Raw genomic sequence first — 14,603 nt, 5'->3', positions numbered from 1 at the left:
CAACAGGAATTCCCGATGATCCTGAAATCCCCCCGCCTGTGGGTCGCGGCGGCTGCTTTTGCAGCGGCACCGGCATTCGCCCAGAACATCGCCGTCGTCAATGGCACGCCGATTCCGAAGTCGCGCGTCGATGCGATGGTCGCGCAGCTCGTCCAGCAAGGCCAGGCCGATAGCCCGCAACTTCAGCAAGCCGTGCGCCAGGAACTCGTGAACCGCGAAATCCTGATGCAGGAAGCGATTCGCGAAGGCATCCCGAACCGTCCCGACGTGAAGGCGCAAATCGCCGTCGCGCAGCAGACGGTCGTGCTGCGCTCGATGATCGAAAACTTCCTGAAGAAGAACCAGCCGACCGACGCCGAAGTGAAGGCGCGCTACGACGATCTGGTCAAGGGCGCGGGCGGCAACCGCGAGTACCACCTGCACCACATCCTCGTCGACAACGAGCAGCAGGCGAAGGACCTGATCGCGAAGATCAAGGCCGGCGCGAAGTTCGAGGATCTGGCGAAGCAGTATTCGAAGGATCCGGGTTCGGGCAAGAACGGCGGCGATCTCGACTGGTCCGATCCGAAGGCGTACGTGCCGGAATTCGCGGCCGCCGCGCAGAAGCTGCAGAAAGGCCAGATGACCGATCAGCCGGTGAAGACGCAGTTCGGCTGGCACATCATCCGTGTCGACGACGTCCGCGACGTCGCGCCGCCGCCGTTCGATCAGGTGAAGGCGCAGATCGCACAGCAGATCGTGCAGCAGAAGCTGCAGGCGTTCGAGGAAGGTCTGCGTCAGCAGGCGAAGATCCAGTAACGTCGGCGCCCCGCGCCCACGCACGAGGCCGCTCGATCGAGCGGCCTTTTTCTTTTGTGCGCAGGCCGTGCGGCGGGCGCAAAAAAAGCCGCTTCGAGGCGGCTTTCGGTGCGACGGGACGGCGGACAGTAAAGCGCCCGCGCTAGCCGAGATCGAACGCGTCGTGATAGCGAACGTCGCCCGACGGCCGCGGCGCGTGTGCATCGAGCGCCAGCGCAAGCAAACGCCCGGCCGGCGCACCGTGCAACGCCAGATCGCTGCAAGGCGCAAAGCCGAACCGCGCGTAGTACGCGGGATCGCCGAGCACGACGCAACCATGTGCCCCGAGCCGGCGCAGCGCATCGAGCCCGGTGCGCACGAGCCCCGCGCCGACGCTCTGCCGCCTGCAATCGGGCCGCACCGCGAGCGGCGCGAGCGCATACCAACGGCTGTCCGGCGACGCGCCGCCGATCGCAACCGGCGAAAACGCGATGTGGCCGATCACGCGGTCGTCACGCTGGGCGACCAGCGACACGCCGAGCGCGCCGGCCGCGCGCAGCGCGTCGACGATCTGCCGCTCGCGCTGCCCTTGCCGCGGCTCGCCGGCAAATGCGGCCGCGATCACGCGACCGATCGCATCGACGTCGCGCGCGCGTTCGTCGCGCAACGTGACGATGTCGACCGGCGCGTGCGGATCGAACATCAGCCGATCCAGCGGCGCGCGTTACGGAACACGCGCAGCCACGGGCTCGCTTCGCCCCAGCCTTCCGGGTGCCAGCTCATCGTGACTGTGCGGTGCACGCGCTCCATGTGCGGCATCAGCACCGAGAAGCGGCCGTCGGCCGTCGTGACCGACGTGATGCCGGCCGGCGACCCGTTCGGGTTGAACGGATAGCGCTCGGTCGCCTCGCCGCGATGGTCGACGTAGCGCATCGCGACCGCGACGCGGTCGATGTCGCCCTGCTGCGAGAAGTCGGCATAGCCTTCGCCGTGCGCGACCGCGACCGGAATGCGCGAGCCTTCCATCCCCGCGAAGAAGATCGACGGCGACTTCTCGACTTCGACGAACGAGAAACGCGCCTCGAACTTCTCGGACTTGTTGCGCGTGAACTTCGGCCACGCTTGCGCGCCCGGGATCATCGACGCGATGCTCGACAGCATCTGGCAGCCGTTGCAGATGCCCAGCGCGAACGTGTCGGGGCGCGCGAAGAACGCCGAGAACATGTCGGCGAGCTGCGCGTTGAAGCGGATCGTCTTGGCCCAGCCTTCGCCGGCGCCCAGCACGTCGCCATACGAGAAGCCGCCGCACGCGACCGCGCCCGCGAAATCGGCGAGCGTCGCACGGCCGGCGAGCAGGTCGCTCATGTGCACGTCGTGCGCATCGAAGCCCGCGCGGTCGAACGCATACGCGGTTTCGAGGTGCGAGTTCACGCCCTGCTCGCGCAGGATCGCCACGCGCGGGCGCGCGCCCGTCGCGATGAACGGCGCGGCGATGTCGTCGGCCGGATCGAACGTGAGGACCGGCGAGATGCCCGGGTCGGCCGCATCGAGCAGCGCGTCGTGTTCGGCATCGGCGCACGCGGGGTTGTCGCGCAGGCGCGCGATGCGCCAGCTCACTTCGCTCCACGCGCGATGCAGTTCCACGCGCGGTGCGTCGAAGATCTTCTTCGCGTCGCGGTACACCTCGATCACGTCGCGATCGTTGACCGTGCCGATCACGTGCGAGCATGCCGACAGGCCGAATTCGCGCAGCGCGCCGAGCACCGCGTCGCGCTCGCTCGCACGCACCTGCACGACGGCGCCGAGCTCTTCGGAGAACAGCGCGCGCAGCGTGCGGTCGTCGCGGCGGCCGCTCGTCTGCTTCGCCCAGTCCTTCGCGTCGCCATAGTCGGATTCGTGGTCGGGATCGAGCGTCAGCATGTCGACGTTCAGCGACACGCCGGCGTGACCCGCGAACGCCATTTCGCAGACGGTCGCCCACAGGCCGCCGTCCGAGCGGTCGTGGTAGGCGAGCAGCTTGCCTTGCGCGTTGAGCGACTGGATCGCGTTGAAGAAGCGCTTCAGGTCTTCCGGATCGTCGACGTCGGGCGTCGTGTCGCCGACCTGCTGCGTGACCTGCGCGAAGATGCTCGCGCCCATCCGGTTCTTGCCGCGGCCCAGATCAATCGCGATCAGCACGCTGTCGCCCGCGTCGGCGACGCGGCGCAGTTGCGGCGTCAGGTGGCGGCGCACGTCCTCGACCGGCGCGAACGCGGAGATGATCAGCGACACCGGCGACACCACTTCCTTCGCGACGCCCTGCTCGTCCCACTTCGTCTTCATCGACAGCGAGTCCTTGCCGACCGGGATGCCGATCCCGAGCGCCGGGCACAGCTCCATGCCGATCGCCTTCACCGTGTCGAACAGCGCGGCATCCTCGCCGGCCGTGCCGCACGCGGCCATCCAGTTCGCCGACAGCTTCAGCTTGTCGAGCGACGCGATCGGCGCGCTCGCGATGTTCGTGATCGCCTCGCCGACCGCCATGCGGCCCGACGCCGGCGCGTCGATCACCGCGAGCGGCGTGCGCTCGGCCATCGTCATCGCCTCGCCCTTGAAGCCCGCGTAGTCAAGCGCGGTGATCGCGCAGTCGGCCACCGGAACCTGCCACGGCCCGACCATCTGGTCGCGCACCGACGTGCCGCCCACCGAGCGGTCGCCGATCGTGATCAGGAACGACTTGCTGCCGACCGTCGGATGCTTGAGCACGTCGAGCGCGACCTGCGCGAGCGAGATGCCCGTCACGTCGACCGGCGCACGCTCGGTCGCGACGCGCGCGACGTCGCGATGCATGCGCGGCGGCTTGCCGAGCAGCACTTCCATCGGCATGTCGACCGGGAATTCGTCGGCGCCCGTCGCTTCGGCGTCGACCAGCTGCAGCTGGCGCTCGTCGGTCGCGACGCCGACCACGGCGAACGGGCAACGCTCACGCGCGCAGATCGCCTCGAAGCGCGGCAGGTCGGCCGGCGCGATGGCCAGCACGTAGCGCTCCTGCGCTTCGTTCGACCAGATCTCGCGCGGCGACAGGCCCGACTCCTCGAGCGCGACCTTGCGCAGCTCGAAGCGCGCGCCCTTGCCCGCGCCGTCGACGATCTCGGGGAACGCGTTCGACAGGCCGCCCGCGCCGACGTCGTGAATGCTCAGGATCGGGTTTTCCGCGCCGAGCTGCCAGCAGCCGTTGATGACTTCCTGCGCGCGCCGCTCGATTTCCGGGTTGCCGCGCTGCACCGAGTCGAAGTCGAGTTCGGCGGTGTTCGCGCCGGTCGCCATCGAGCTCGCCGCGCCGCCGCCCATGCCGATGCGCATGCCGGGGCCGCCGATCTGGATCAGCAGCGAACCCGCCGGCACGTCGTGCTTGTGCGTGTGTTGATCGGCGATGTTGCCGAGGCCGCCCGCGATCATGATCGGCTTGTGATAGCCGCGCACCGTGCCGCCGACGTTCTGCTCGTACACGCGGAAGTAGCCGCCGAGGTTCGGACGGCCGAACTCGTTGTTGAACGCGGCGCCGCCGAGCGGGCCGTCGATCATGATCTGCAGCGGCGACGCGATCCGGTCCGGACGACCGTACGGGCCGTGCTGCTCGTTCGGGTTGCGCTCGCCGACCGGCTGCGCCGCATCGCGGGCGTTTTCCCACGGCTGGCGTGCGTCGGGCAGATCGAGGTTCGACACCGTGAAGCCGGTGAGCCCGGCCTTCGGCCGCGCGCCGCGGCCGGTCGCGCCTTCGTCGCGGATCTCGCCGCCCGCGCCGGTCGCCGCGCCGGGGAACGGCGAGATCGCCGTCGGATGGTTGTGCGTCTCGACCTTCATCAGCGTGTGCGTGAGCTCGGTATGGCGGCCATACCGTTCGCCCGGCTCGCCGGCCGCGCCCGCGCCGCGCGGGAACCAGCGCTCCGCTTCGGCGCCGACCATGATCGACGAGTTGTCCGAATACGCGACGATCGTGCCCTGCGGGCTCAGCTTCTCGGTGTTGCGGATCATCGCGAACAGCGACATGTCCTGCGCTTCGCCGTCGATGGTCCACTGCGCGTTGAAGATCTTGTGACGGCAGTGCTCGCTGTTCGCCTGCGCGAACATCATCAGCTCGACGTCGGTCGGGTTGCGCTCGAGCTTGCGGAACGCGTCGACCAGGTAGTCGATCTCGTCGTCGGCGAGCGCGAGGCCCAGCTCGGCGTTCGCCCGCTCGAGCGCCGCGCGGCCGGCGCCCAGCACGTCGACGGTCGCGAGCGGCTTGGCCGGCAGTTCGTCGAACAGATGCCGCGCGTCGTCGCGCGCGGCGACCACGCTCTCGGTCATCCGGTCATGCAGCGCCGCGGCGACGGCCGCACGCGCGTCGTCGGACAGCGCCTTCTTGCCGCCGAGCAGGCCCGACTTCAGCGTCACCGTGAATTCGACGCCGCGCTCGATGCGACGCACCTGCACGAGGCCGCAGTGCTGCGCGATGTCGGTCGCCTTGCTGGCCCACGGCGAAACCGTGCCGAAGCGCGGCAGCACGACGAAGGTCTCCGTCGTGCCCTTCTCGGCCGCCGGCTCGAACGGCGCGCCGTAGTGCATCAGCGCGTCGATGCGCGCGCTGTCGTCGGCCGACAGCGGCTCGGACGCATTGACGAAGTGCAGGAACTGGCCGCGCACGGCGACGATGTTGGCGTCGATCTGCCTGAGCGTGTCGAGCAGACGGGTTTGACGGAAATCGGAGAGGGCCGAAGCGCCGGGAAAACACGAGAAGTGAGCCATGGGCTGGACTGACGTCGATGAGTCGCGCGAGGTGGCGACGTGTGGCGAAAGGAAGGCCGTAATTATACCCGGAAGTCGGCCCCCGGACCGGCCGATCGGCACGGGCGGCCCACCGCGACGGCGCTTCGGCCGCGGTCGGGCCTGCCGGGCCGTCGGGCGGCCCCGGCCGGCCCCCGGCCGACCCACTGGATGCGCGGCCGCGCCCGGTTGGCGGAACCGGACGGCGCGTACGCGCCGGTTGCCGCGATTTTGGCGCTATCATTCCCGGTTCCCCGGGCCGGCGGCCCGTCAGCGAATTCTCATCGGGCGGCGCGTGCCGCCGTCATCGAAGCAATCCATGGATGTCATCGTCATCGGCGGCGGAATCAGCGGCGTCGCCACCGCCTACCAGCTGCGTGCGGCCGGCCATCGCGTGTGTGTGGTCGAACGTCACGCGACCGTCGCGCAGGGCGCCACCTACGGCGACGGCGGCACGCTGCTGCCGAGCCCGCTCGACGTCTGGTTCGGCCCGACCTTCATGCGCCAGCGCCAGCCGCGCGACACCGGCATCCTGTACAAGCCCGGCTTCAACGGCGGCGTGCGCCGCTTCGTCAAGCAGCTCGCGGCGCTGCGCGAGCCCGACGCGTTCGCCGCGCAGTACGGGCGGCTGCGTCCGCTGATCGACGCGGCGCGCGACACCGTCGCCGACATCGAGGCGCGCCTGCAGCTCGAATACGAACAGAAATCGGGCGTGCTGCACGTCGTGCGCGACGCGCGCGACTGGGACGCGCTGCAGCCCGCGCTCGACCTGCTGCGCACGCTCGACCAGCCATACCGCGTGCTCGACGCCGACGCCTGCGCGGCGCTCGAGCCGTCGGTGCCGGCCGAGCCGCGGTTCGCGGGCGGCGTGCTGTTCGAGACGGAGCGCACCGGGAATTGCCCGCTGTTCGCGAAACTGGTCAAGCAGGCGCTCGACGAGCACGGCGTGCAGTTCCGCTTCGGCGCGGAAGTCGCCGCGATCCGCGCCGACGCCGGGCGTGCCGCGGTCGAACTCGCGCCGGCCGACGGCCGGCATGCGGCGAACGCGCGCGAGGTCGACGTGATTTCGGCCGACGCAGTCGTGGTCGCCGCCGGCGCCGGCAGCCTGCCGTTGCTGGCGCGCCTCGGCTGGCGGCTGCCGCTGCATCCGGTGCGCGTCCATACGCTGACCGCGCCGGTCGCATACGAAGAACATGCGCCGCACCTGTGCGTCGTCGACGCGATCAAGCGGATCTCGATCACGCGCACGCAGCAGCGGCTGCGCGTGGGCGGCGGCGCCGTGCTGCAAAGCAGCGCCGACACCGCGAAACCGCTGCCGGAGCCGCTGTCGGAAGCCGCGCTCGCCCTGCTCGGCCAGGCCGTTCACGACTGGGTGCCGGGCGCCGCGCGTATCTCGGCCGCGCTGTCGTGGCAAGGCACCCAGCTGCTGTCGCCGGACGGCCTGCCGGTCGTCGGTCCGACCGCGCATCCGCGCGTATTCGTCAACTTCGGGCACGGCCCGGCCGGTTGGGCGCTCGCGTGCGGCTCTGCTAAAGTGGTGACCGACTATCTGGGCGGCGCCGCGCAGCAATGGCCCGCCGACACGCTCGCGGCGCTCGGCGCCGCACGCTTCACGACCTGACCGCCGCGGGCCGACGTCCGGGGCGGCTCCTTGTTCCGCACCTCGACCCCGCGATGACCACCACTGCCCACCCGCCCCTCGCCGCCGCTCCGATCGCCCTGCTGCGCGTCGCCGATCTGCGCGCCGCCGAAGCCGCCGCGACGGCCACGCTGCCGCCGCATACGCTGATGGCGCGCGCCGGCGCGGCCGCCGCCCGCTGGCTGTCCGAACGAATGACCGACGATGAACGCCCGGTGTGGTTCGCGGTCGGCCCCGGCAACAACGGCGGCGACGCGCTGGTGGCCGCCGCGCAGCTGCAGCAGCTCGGCGTCGCGACCCACGCCTGGATGCCCGTGACCGTGAAGCCGGACGACGCACAATGGGCGCTCGGGCTGGCGCGCGCGGCCGGCGTGCCGCTGTCGACCGAGCCGCCCGCGTCGCTCGACGAATACGCATGGGTGGTCGACGGATTGTTCGGGATCGGCCTGGCGCGCGCGCTCGACGGCCCGTTCGCCGCCCAGGCCGAGCGCATCGCCGCGCACGCGCGCAGCGGCGGCCGGGTGCTCGCGCTCGACGTGCCGAGCGGGCTCGACAGCGACACCGGGCGCATCGTCGGCGCCGGCGCCGCGGTCGTCGCCACACATACGCTCACCTTCATCGGCGCGAAGCCGGGCCTTTACACGGGCGACGGCCGCGACCTCGCCGGCGCCATCGAGATCGCGTCGCTCGACGTCGCGCCGCCGGCTGCGCCGGCCGTCGTGCTGAACGCGCCCGCGCGGTTCGCCGCCGCCCTGCCCGCGCGCGCGTTCGCGTCGCACAAGGGCACGTTCGGCAGCCTCGCGGTGATCGGCGGCGACACGGGCATGTGCGGCGCGCCGATCCTCGCCGCGCGCGCGGCGCTGTTCGCCGGCGCCGGCAAGGTGCACGTGGGCTTTCTCGGCACCGGCGCGCCGCCGTACGACCCGCCGTTTCCCGAGCTGATGCTGCATCCGGCGGACGGCGTCGATCTCGATGCGATGTCCGCGATCGCCGCCGGCTGCGGCCTCGGCACCCGCGACGCGGCGGCCGCGCTCGTGCGCCGCGTGCTCGCGCACGGCGCCGCGACGCTGCTCGACGCCGATGCGCTGAACCTCGTCGCGACGCACGCCGATCTCGCGGCCGCCGTCGCCGCGCGCGACGGCGCGTGCGTGCTGACGCCGCATCCGCTCGAGGCCGCACGGCTGCTCGGCAGCGACACCGCGTCGGTGCAGCACGACCGGCTGGCCGCGGCGCAGGCGCTCGCCGCCCGCTATGCAAGCATCGTCGTCCTGAAGGGTTCGGGCACGGTGATCGCCGCACCCGACGGACGCCTGACGATCAACCCCACCGGCAACGCGGCGCTCGCGACGGGCGGCACCGGCGACGTGCTCGGCGGCCTGATCGGCGCGCTGCTCGCGCAACGTGTCGCGCCGTACGAAGCGGCGCTGGCCGGCGTCTACCTGCACGGCCTCGCGGCCGACACGCTGACCGCGAGCGGCACGGGCCCGGCCGGCCTCACCGCCGGCGAGCTCGCGCCGATGGTGCGCACGCTGATCAATCGCCTTTTTTACCCGTCGCCGCGCGCGGACATATAACGCCGCTATACTGGGTGCCCCGCCGCACGGCGGGCCCGCTCGTCCGCCGGCCTCGCGATCGCGATGCGCCGGCGCGGCATTCCTCCCGATTCACGCTTCACTCGAACCGCCATGACGCTGAATTCGCTCCCCGCCTGGACTGCCCTCCAATCCCACTTCGCCGAGATCCGCCATGCGCGGCTGCGCGACTGGTTCGCACCCGAAAACGATCGCGCGCCGACCCGCGCCGAACGCTTCACGATCGCCGGCGGCGGCCTCGCCGCCGATTTCTCGAAGAATCGCATCAACGACGACACGCTGCGCCTGCTCGTGCAACTGGCGCGCGACACACGCGTCGAAGCGCGCCGCGACGCGATGTTCGCCGGCGACGTCGTCAACCCGACGGAAGGCCGCGCCGCATTGCATACGGCGCTGCGCGCGACCGATCCGAACGCCCCGTTCCACGCGCAGGTCAGCGCCGAACGCGCGAAGATGGCGAGCTTCGCGCGCGCCGTGCGCAGCGGCGCGTGGACAGGCCATACCGGCAAGCGCATCCGCCACGTGATCAATATCGGCATCGGCGGCTCGGATCTCGGGCCGAAGATGGTCACGCACGCGCTGCATCACGTCGCGACGCCGGACATCTCGACCCACTTCGTGTCGAACGTCGACGGCGCCGATCTCGCGCGCGTGCTCGAGCAGGTCGATCCGGAAGAAACGCTCGCGATCATCGTGTCGAAAACCTTCACGACGCTCGAGACGATGACGAACGCACGCTCGCTGCGCGACTGGTTCATCGCGCGCGGCTGCCCCGAGGATGCGCTCGCGAAGCACTTCGTCGGCGTGTCGGCGAACCCGTCCGAAGTCGTCAAGTTCGGCATCGCGGCGGACAACGTGTTCGAAATGTGGGACTGGGTCGGCGGCCGCTATTCGCTGTGGTCGGCGGTCGGCCTGTCGATCATGATCGCGGTCGGGCCCGACCAGTTCGACGAACTGCTCGCCGGCGCGAACGACATGGACCGCCATTTCCGCGAAGCGCCGCTCGAGCGCAACCTGCCCGTGCTGCTGGGCATGATCGGCATCTGGTATCGCAACTTCTTCGGCTCGCAGAGCTATCTCGTCGCGCCGTATTCGGAAGCGCTGCACTACCTGCCGTCGTATCTGCAGCAGCTCGAGATGGAGAGCAACGGCAAGTCGGCGCGCCTGGACGGCACCTTCGTCGACTACCCGACGTCGGCCGTCACGTGGGGCGAGCCGGGCACCAACGGCCAGCACGCGTTCTTCCAGATGCTGCATCAGGGCCCGACGATCGTGCCGATCGACTTCATCGCGGTGCTGACGCCCGAGCATCCGCTCGCGAGCCATCATCCGAAGCTGCTCGCGAACTGCTTCGCGCAGAGCGAAGCGCTGATGCTCGGCCGCACGCTCGACGAAGCGCGCAAGATCGCCGGCCCCGGCGAGGAAGCGCTCGCGCCGCATCTGACGTTCCCCGGCAACCGGCCGACGACGACGCTGCTGGTCGACGCGCTGACGCCGCGCACGCTCGGCGCGCTGATCGCGCTGTACGAGCACAAGGTGCTCGTACAGGCGACGGTGTGGGATATCAATCCGTTCGATCAATGGGGCGTCGAGCTCGGCAAGATCCTCGGCAAGGTGGTCGAAGCCGATTTGTCGGCCGACTCGGTCGATCCCGCGAAGCACGACTCGTCGACGACCGCGCTGATCGAACGCGCACGCGCCGCGCTCAAGCGCTGACGTCATCGCCTGCGCGCGTACCGGCCGCACCGGGGCTCAGCGCCTCGGTGCGGCCGGCGCGCGTTCAGGCGCCGCTTTGGGCAGTATGGGGCACGACGATGCGTCCGGCTTCGATCGTCACCGTCGTGGTACAGCGCCGGGCGAGCTCGGCGTCGTGCGTGACGAGCACGAGCGTCGCGCCGTGCGTGCGGTTCAGCTCGAACATCAAGTCGATGACCGCGTGGCCGGTGGCCGCGTCGAGGCTGCCGGTCGGCTCGTCGGCGAACAGGATCGCCGGCTGCGTGACGAACGCGCGCGCGAGCGCGACGCGCTGCTGCTCGCCGCCGGACAGCAGCTTCGGATAATGCGCGGTGCGCTCGCCGAGGCCGACCTGCACGAGCAGCGCGCGCGCACGAGCGGCTGCGTCGCGCGCGCTGATGCCGCCCTGTAGTTCGAGCGGCAACATCACGTTTTCGAGCGCCGTCAGATGCGGCATCAGCTGGAACGACTGGAACACGAACCCGACTGCGCCGCTGCGCAGCGCGGCGCGCTCGTCCTCGTCGAGCTGCTCGAGCGCGCGGCCGAGCAGGCGAACCGTCCCGCTCGTCGCGCTGTCCAACCCGGCGAGCAGGCCGAGCAGCGTCGACTTGCCCGACCCCGACGCGCCGACGATCGCGAGACTGCTGCCGGGTCGCACGGTCAGCGTGATGCCGTCGAGTATCGTCAGCTCGCCGCTTGCGTCGGCAACCCGCTTGCACACGTCTCGGACTTCGATGATCGGATCGGTAATCTTGAACATGGACACGACATTCCGCTGGAAAAGGCGCACGGCGCTCGCCGCGCTGCTGGCTACATTGTGCGCAGCGACCGTGCCCGCGCGCGCGGCGAGCGCCGCGCCGGCCGCACCTGAGGGCCGGCCCACGCTCGTCGTGCTCGGCGACAGCCTGTCGGCCGAGTACGGGCTGCCGCGCGACACCGGCTGGGTGGCGTTGCTGCGGCAACGGCTCGCGACCGAGCGAATCGATTATAGCGTTGCGAACGCAAGCGTCAGCGGCGACACCACGAGCGGCGGACGCGCGCGATTGCCCGCCGTGCTGCAACGGCTCAAGCCGTCGATCGTCATCGTCGAGCTCGGTTCGAACGATGCGCTGCGCGGCGTGCCGGTCGCGACGACCGAACAGAATCTGCGCGACATCATCGCCGCTGCGCGACGCGCGCATGCGCAGGTCGTGCTGGTCGGCATGTACGTGCCGCCGAATTACGGGCCCGACTACACGCAGAAATTCCACGCGGTCTATACGCGCCTGTCGAAGCAACTCGGCGTGCCGCTCGTGCCGTTCCTGCTGGCCGGCATCGAGAACAAGCCGGAGATGTTCCAGTCGGATCAGATGCATCCCGGCGAACAGGCGCAGCGGGTTCTGCTCGACAACGTGTGGCCGACGCTGAAGCCGCTGCTCGGCACGCCGCGCGGTTGAGCGGCGCGGTCGCTGGCGCGGTCGCGACCACGATCGCCCAAATGCAAGAAGCCCCGCGGATGCGGGGCTTCTTGTCATTGTGAGCCTGACCGGCGAGCGAGGCGTTTCGCTTGCCGGCGGCCGAGCGGCGCTTCAACGCGCCGCCGCCGTCGGCTCAGTTAGTTGCCGCTGTCCTGCGACGGGCTCTGCGTGGTGCCGTACAGCTTGACCTTCGAGCGATCGCGCAGCGCGGCGAGATACGCCTCGCCTTCGCTTTGCGCTTCGACCTGCGCCATCTGCTGCTGCGCGGCCGCGAGCTGCTGCGGATCGACGGCCGTGCCCGGAATCACCGCGTTCACGCGATAGATCGCGTAGCCATCGGCACCGAGATCGACGCCGACGTACGCCGGCAGCGTCTTCGAATCGACCTTGTAGACGGCGCTCAGCGCGGCCGGCGTCAGCCCCTGCGATTGCGTGCGCGACACCTTCTGCGCGGGCGTGAAGCCGTCGGTGGACTTCGACTTCTGCAGCTCGGCGAGCTTCGCCGCGCCGTCCTTCCTCGCGAGCTCGGCCGCCTGCTCGGCGACCACCTTCTGACGCACCACGTCCTTGATCGCGTCGAGCGCCGGCACGGCGGCCGGCTTGTAGTCGACCACGTGCGCCGAGATCAGCGTGTTGTTGCCCACGTCGACCGCCTGCGTGTTGTTGCGGCTCTTCACCGAATCGCTCGCGAACACGGCCGCGAGGAACTTCGGATTGTTCAGCGGGCTCGTCGGCGGCAATTGCGGATTCGGCGTCGGCGTGACGGTGGCCGTCTGGATCGTCAGCTTGTACTTGTCGGCGGCCGGTTGCAGCGACTTCGCCTTTTCGTAGACGGTCGACGTGAAGCCCTCCGCGTTGTCCGTGAAGGCCTTCGCTGCGTACTGCTGCTTCAGGTCGACTGCGATCTGATCCTTCACGTCCGCGAACGGCTTGACCACCGACGGCTTCACTTCGGTCGCCTTCAGGATGTGGAAGCCGAGGTCCGACTCCACGACACCGCTCACCTCGCCCTGCTTCAGCGCGAACGCGGCATCGTCGAACGCCTTGCCGCCCGCCGTCGAGCCGCGCGTGATGAAGCCGAGATCGCCGCTTTTCGCCGCCGACGGCGCGTCCTGCGAGCTCTTCTGCGCGATTTGCGCGAACTGGTCGGGATGCGCCTTTACGTCGGCCAGCAGCTGCTCGGCCTTCGCCTTAGCGGCCGCCTTGTCGGCTGCGCTTGCGTTGCTCGCCGCGGCGATGAAGATGTGGCTGATGCGCACCTGCGCTTCCGAGCGGAAGTGCGTCGGGTTGTCGTCGTAGAACTTCTTGATGTCGGCGTCGGTCGGCTGCGCGCTCGCGGCAGCCGCGGCCGGCGAATAGACCAGATACTGGATCGTCGCGGTTTCCGGCGTCGCGAAGCTCTGCTTGTGCGCGTCGTAGTAGGCGGTGAGCTGCGCGTCGGTCGGCTGCACCTTCGCCGCGAAGTCGCTCGACTTCAGCACGAGCGCCTGCACTTCACGTTGCTGCGCGGCGAGTTCCGACAGGCGTTGGGCCGGGCCCTTCGGCGTGAACGCGCTCGACACGATGCTCGCGGGAATCTGTTGGAGCGCGAGGCTGTAGCGCACACGTTCCTGATACTGCTCGGGCGTCATGCCCTGGAACGACAGCAGCTGCGCGTAGCGCTGGACGTCGATCGTACCGTCGGGCTTCTTCAGCGACGCGATCATCGGGTCGCTCATCAGTGCGTCGCGCACCGCGTTGTCGGACGCGGTCAGATGCAGGCGCTGCGTTTCGTCGGCGAGCACGCGCTGCTGGATCAGGCCGTCGAGCACCTGCTTGCGATGCTCCGGCGTATCGAACATCTTGATGTCGAACTGCCCGCCGAGCGCCTGGCGCGCCTGGTCGATCTGCTGGCGGAACGCGCCGTCGAATTCGACCCGCGTGATCTTGTGTCCGTTGACCGCTGCGACGTTCGCGCTGTCGTCGAAGAAGCCGCGGAAACCTTGGATCCCGACGAAACCCAGCCCCGGCAACACGATGAGGAGCAGGAGCGCCATCATCAGGCGCTGGTGATTACGGAAGAAATCGAGCATGCGTGACGGGAAAATTGGACAAAACGACCGATATTACAACATACGGGGTGGGACGGGAAAAATCGCAGGCGTGCGAACGGCGTTGCCAATTAAAAAGCCCGCTCGAGGCGAGCTTCTTCATCTTCTGGCGAAGCGGACGGGACTCGCCTACATCCTGCAGGCCGCGGCTGCGCGTGCACGCGCAACCCTTCGCGTCTCCCCGGAAGCCGCGCAGTCACGTGCCCGCATGCGGGCACCGCCGAAAATAAAAATGAAAAAGCCCGCACGAGGCGGGCTTCTTCATTTTCTGGCGGAGCGGACGGGACTCGAACCCGCGACCCCCGGCGTGACAGGCCGGTATTCTAACCGACTGAACTACCGCTCCTTGGTCTGGCTGAATCGTGAAACTGGTGGGTGCTGAGGGGTTCGAACCCCCGACCTACGCCTTGTAAGGGCGCCGCTCTACCAGCTGAGCTAAGCACCCGTTCCCGATTCGTTCTAGTTGCGATCTGCGTTTCGGCATCAACAACCAGCGAGCCTGCGAGTTTAATTCATTCCAGATCACTTT

General features: G+C 69.5%; 9 protein-coding genes and 2 tRNA genes. 5 read left to right on the top strand and 6 right to left on the bottom strand.

Going from position 1 to position 14,603, the window contains the following annotated elements:
• The first annotated feature begins 15 nt into the window (after window positions 1-15).
• On the top strand, window positions 16-798 hold the full coding sequence (locus MBR110_RS08445) for a peptidylprolyl isomerase (RefSeq protein WP_011885066.1): 783 nt from the start codon (window positions 16-18) through the stop codon (window positions 796-798).
• Between the two features lie 142 nt (window positions 799-940).
• Here MBR110_RS08445 and MBR110_RS08440 read toward each other — a convergent pair whose 3' ends face one another.
• Together MBR110_RS08440 and purL are read right to left on the bottom strand one after the other, a co-directional pair.
• Entirely contained in the window at window positions 941-1,480 is a 540-nt protein-coding gene (locus tag MBR110_RS08440) for a GNAT family N-acetyltransferase (protein WP_034195350.1), read from the bottom strand.
• On the bottom strand, window positions 1,480-5,544 hold the full coding sequence (purL, locus tag MBR110_RS08435; protein WP_014723163.1) for a phosphoribosylformylglycinamidine synthase: 4,065 nt from the start codon (window positions 5,542-5,544) through the stop codon (window positions 1,480-1,482). The genes MBR110_RS08440 and purL overlap by 1 nt, the downstream gene beginning before the upstream one ends.
• Before the next feature lie 337 nt (window positions 5,545-5,881).
• Here purL and MBR110_RS08430 point away from each other — a divergent pair, with 337 nt between their 5' ends.
• From MBR110_RS08430 to pgi, 3 genes are all read left to right on the top strand, one after another.
• Window positions 5,882-7,183 (top strand): FAD-dependent oxidoreductase, encoded by a 1,302-nt coding sequence (locus MBR110_RS08430; protein ID WP_034195349.1) that lies wholly within the window; start codon window positions 5,882-5,884, stop codon window positions 7,181-7,183.
• Between the two features lie 53 nt (window positions 7,184-7,236).
• Window positions 7,237-8,775: a bifunctional ADP-dependent NAD(P)H-hydrate dehydratase/NAD(P)H-hydrate epimerase gene (locus tag MBR110_RS08425; protein ID WP_011885070.1), complete on the top strand. Its 1,539-nt coding sequence runs from the start codon at window positions 7,237-7,239 to the stop codon at window positions 8,773-8,775.
• A 111-nt stretch (window positions 8,776-8,886) separates the two neighbouring features.
• Window positions 8,887-10,509 carry a glucose-6-phosphate isomerase gene (pgi, locus tag MBR110_RS08420; RefSeq protein WP_059734863.1) on the top strand — a complete coding sequence of 541 codons (1,623 nt, stop codon included), beginning with the start codon at window positions 8,887-8,889 and terminating at the stop codon, window positions 10,507-10,509.
• Window positions 10,510-10,573: 64 nt separating this feature from the next.
• On the opposite strand, the gene MBR110_RS08415 is transcribed toward pgi, so the two are convergent.
• Window positions 10,574-11,287 (bottom strand): ABC transporter ATP-binding protein, encoded by a 714-nt coding sequence (locus MBR110_RS08415; protein ID WP_045579003.1) that lies wholly within the window; start codon window positions 11,285-11,287, stop codon window positions 10,574-10,576.
• Between MBR110_RS08415 and MBR110_RS08410 the strand changes: the two genes are divergently transcribed.
• Window positions 11,286-11,963, top strand: coding sequence for an arylesterase (locus MBR110_RS08410; RefSeq protein ID WP_059734864.1), 678 nt, complete (start codon window positions 11,286-11,288; stop codon window positions 11,961-11,963). The genes MBR110_RS08415 and MBR110_RS08410 overlap by 2 nt on opposite strands.
• 158 nt (window positions 11,964-12,121) lie before the next feature.
• On the opposite strand, the gene MBR110_RS08405 is transcribed toward MBR110_RS08410, so the two are convergent.
• The 3 genes from MBR110_RS08405 to MBR110_RS08395 all read right to left on the bottom strand — a co-directional run bounded on the left by MBR110_RS08405 (window position 12,122) and on the right by MBR110_RS08395 (window position 14,519).
• Window positions 12,122-14,056, bottom strand: a complete 1,935-nt coding sequence (locus MBR110_RS08405; RefSeq protein WP_059734866.1) for a SurA N-terminal domain-containing protein — start codon at window positions 14,054-14,056, stop codon at window positions 12,122-12,124.
• 287 nt (window positions 14,057-14,343) lie between these two features.
• A tRNA-Asp gene (locus tag MBR110_RS08400) sits at window positions 14,344-14,420 on the bottom strand.
• A 23-nt stretch (window positions 14,421-14,443) separates the two neighbouring features.
• Window positions 14,444-14,519, bottom strand: a tRNA-Val gene (locus MBR110_RS08395).
• Between the last annotated feature and the right edge of the window lie 84 nt (window positions 14,520-14,603).

Origin of the sequence: Burkholderia sp. MBR-1, assembly GCF_013822785.1 — a bacterium.
GTDB lineage: Bacteria > Pseudomonadota > Gammaproteobacteria > Burkholderiales > Burkholderiaceae > Burkholderia > Burkholderia vietnamiensis.
Note: the sequence above shows the minus strand (reverse complement) of the source record. Positions and strands in the feature narration are given on the sequence as shown.

Excerpts from the sequence above, each read along its gene's own strand:
- MBR110_RS08445 (WP_011885066.1), top strand. The coding sequence starts at position 16 with ATGATCCTGAAATCCCCCCGCCTGTGGGTCGCGGCGGCTGCTTTTGCA.
- MBR110_RS08440 (WP_034195350.1), bottom strand. The coding sequence starts at position 1,480 with ATGTTCGATCCGCACGCGCCGGTCGACATCGTCACGTTGCGCGACGAA.
- purL (WP_014723163.1), bottom strand. The coding sequence starts at position 5,544 with ATGGCTCACTTCTCGTGTTTTCCCGGCGCTTCGGCCCTCTCCGATTTC.
- MBR110_RS08430 (WP_034195349.1), top strand. The coding sequence starts at position 5,882 with ATGGATGTCATCGTCATCGGCGGCGGAATCAGCGGCGTCGCCACCGCC.
- MBR110_RS08425 (WP_011885070.1), top strand. The coding sequence starts at position 7,237 with ATGACCACCACTGCCCACCCGCCCCTCGCCGCCGCTCCGATCGCCCTG.
- pgi (WP_059734863.1), top strand. The coding sequence starts at position 8,887 with ATGACGCTGAATTCGCTCCCCGCCTGGACTGCCCTCCAATCCCACTTC.
- MBR110_RS08410 (WP_059734864.1), top strand. The coding sequence starts at position 11,286 with ATGGACACGACATTCCGCTGGAAAAGGCGCACGGCGCTCGCCGCGCTG.
- MBR110_RS08415 (WP_045579003.1), bottom strand. The coding sequence starts at position 11,287 with ATGTTCAAGATTACCGATCCGATCATCGAAGTCCGAGACGTGTGCAAG.
- MBR110_RS08405 (WP_059734866.1), bottom strand. The coding sequence starts at position 14,056 with ATGCTCGATTTCTTCCGTAATCACCAGCGCCTGATGATGGCGCTCCTG.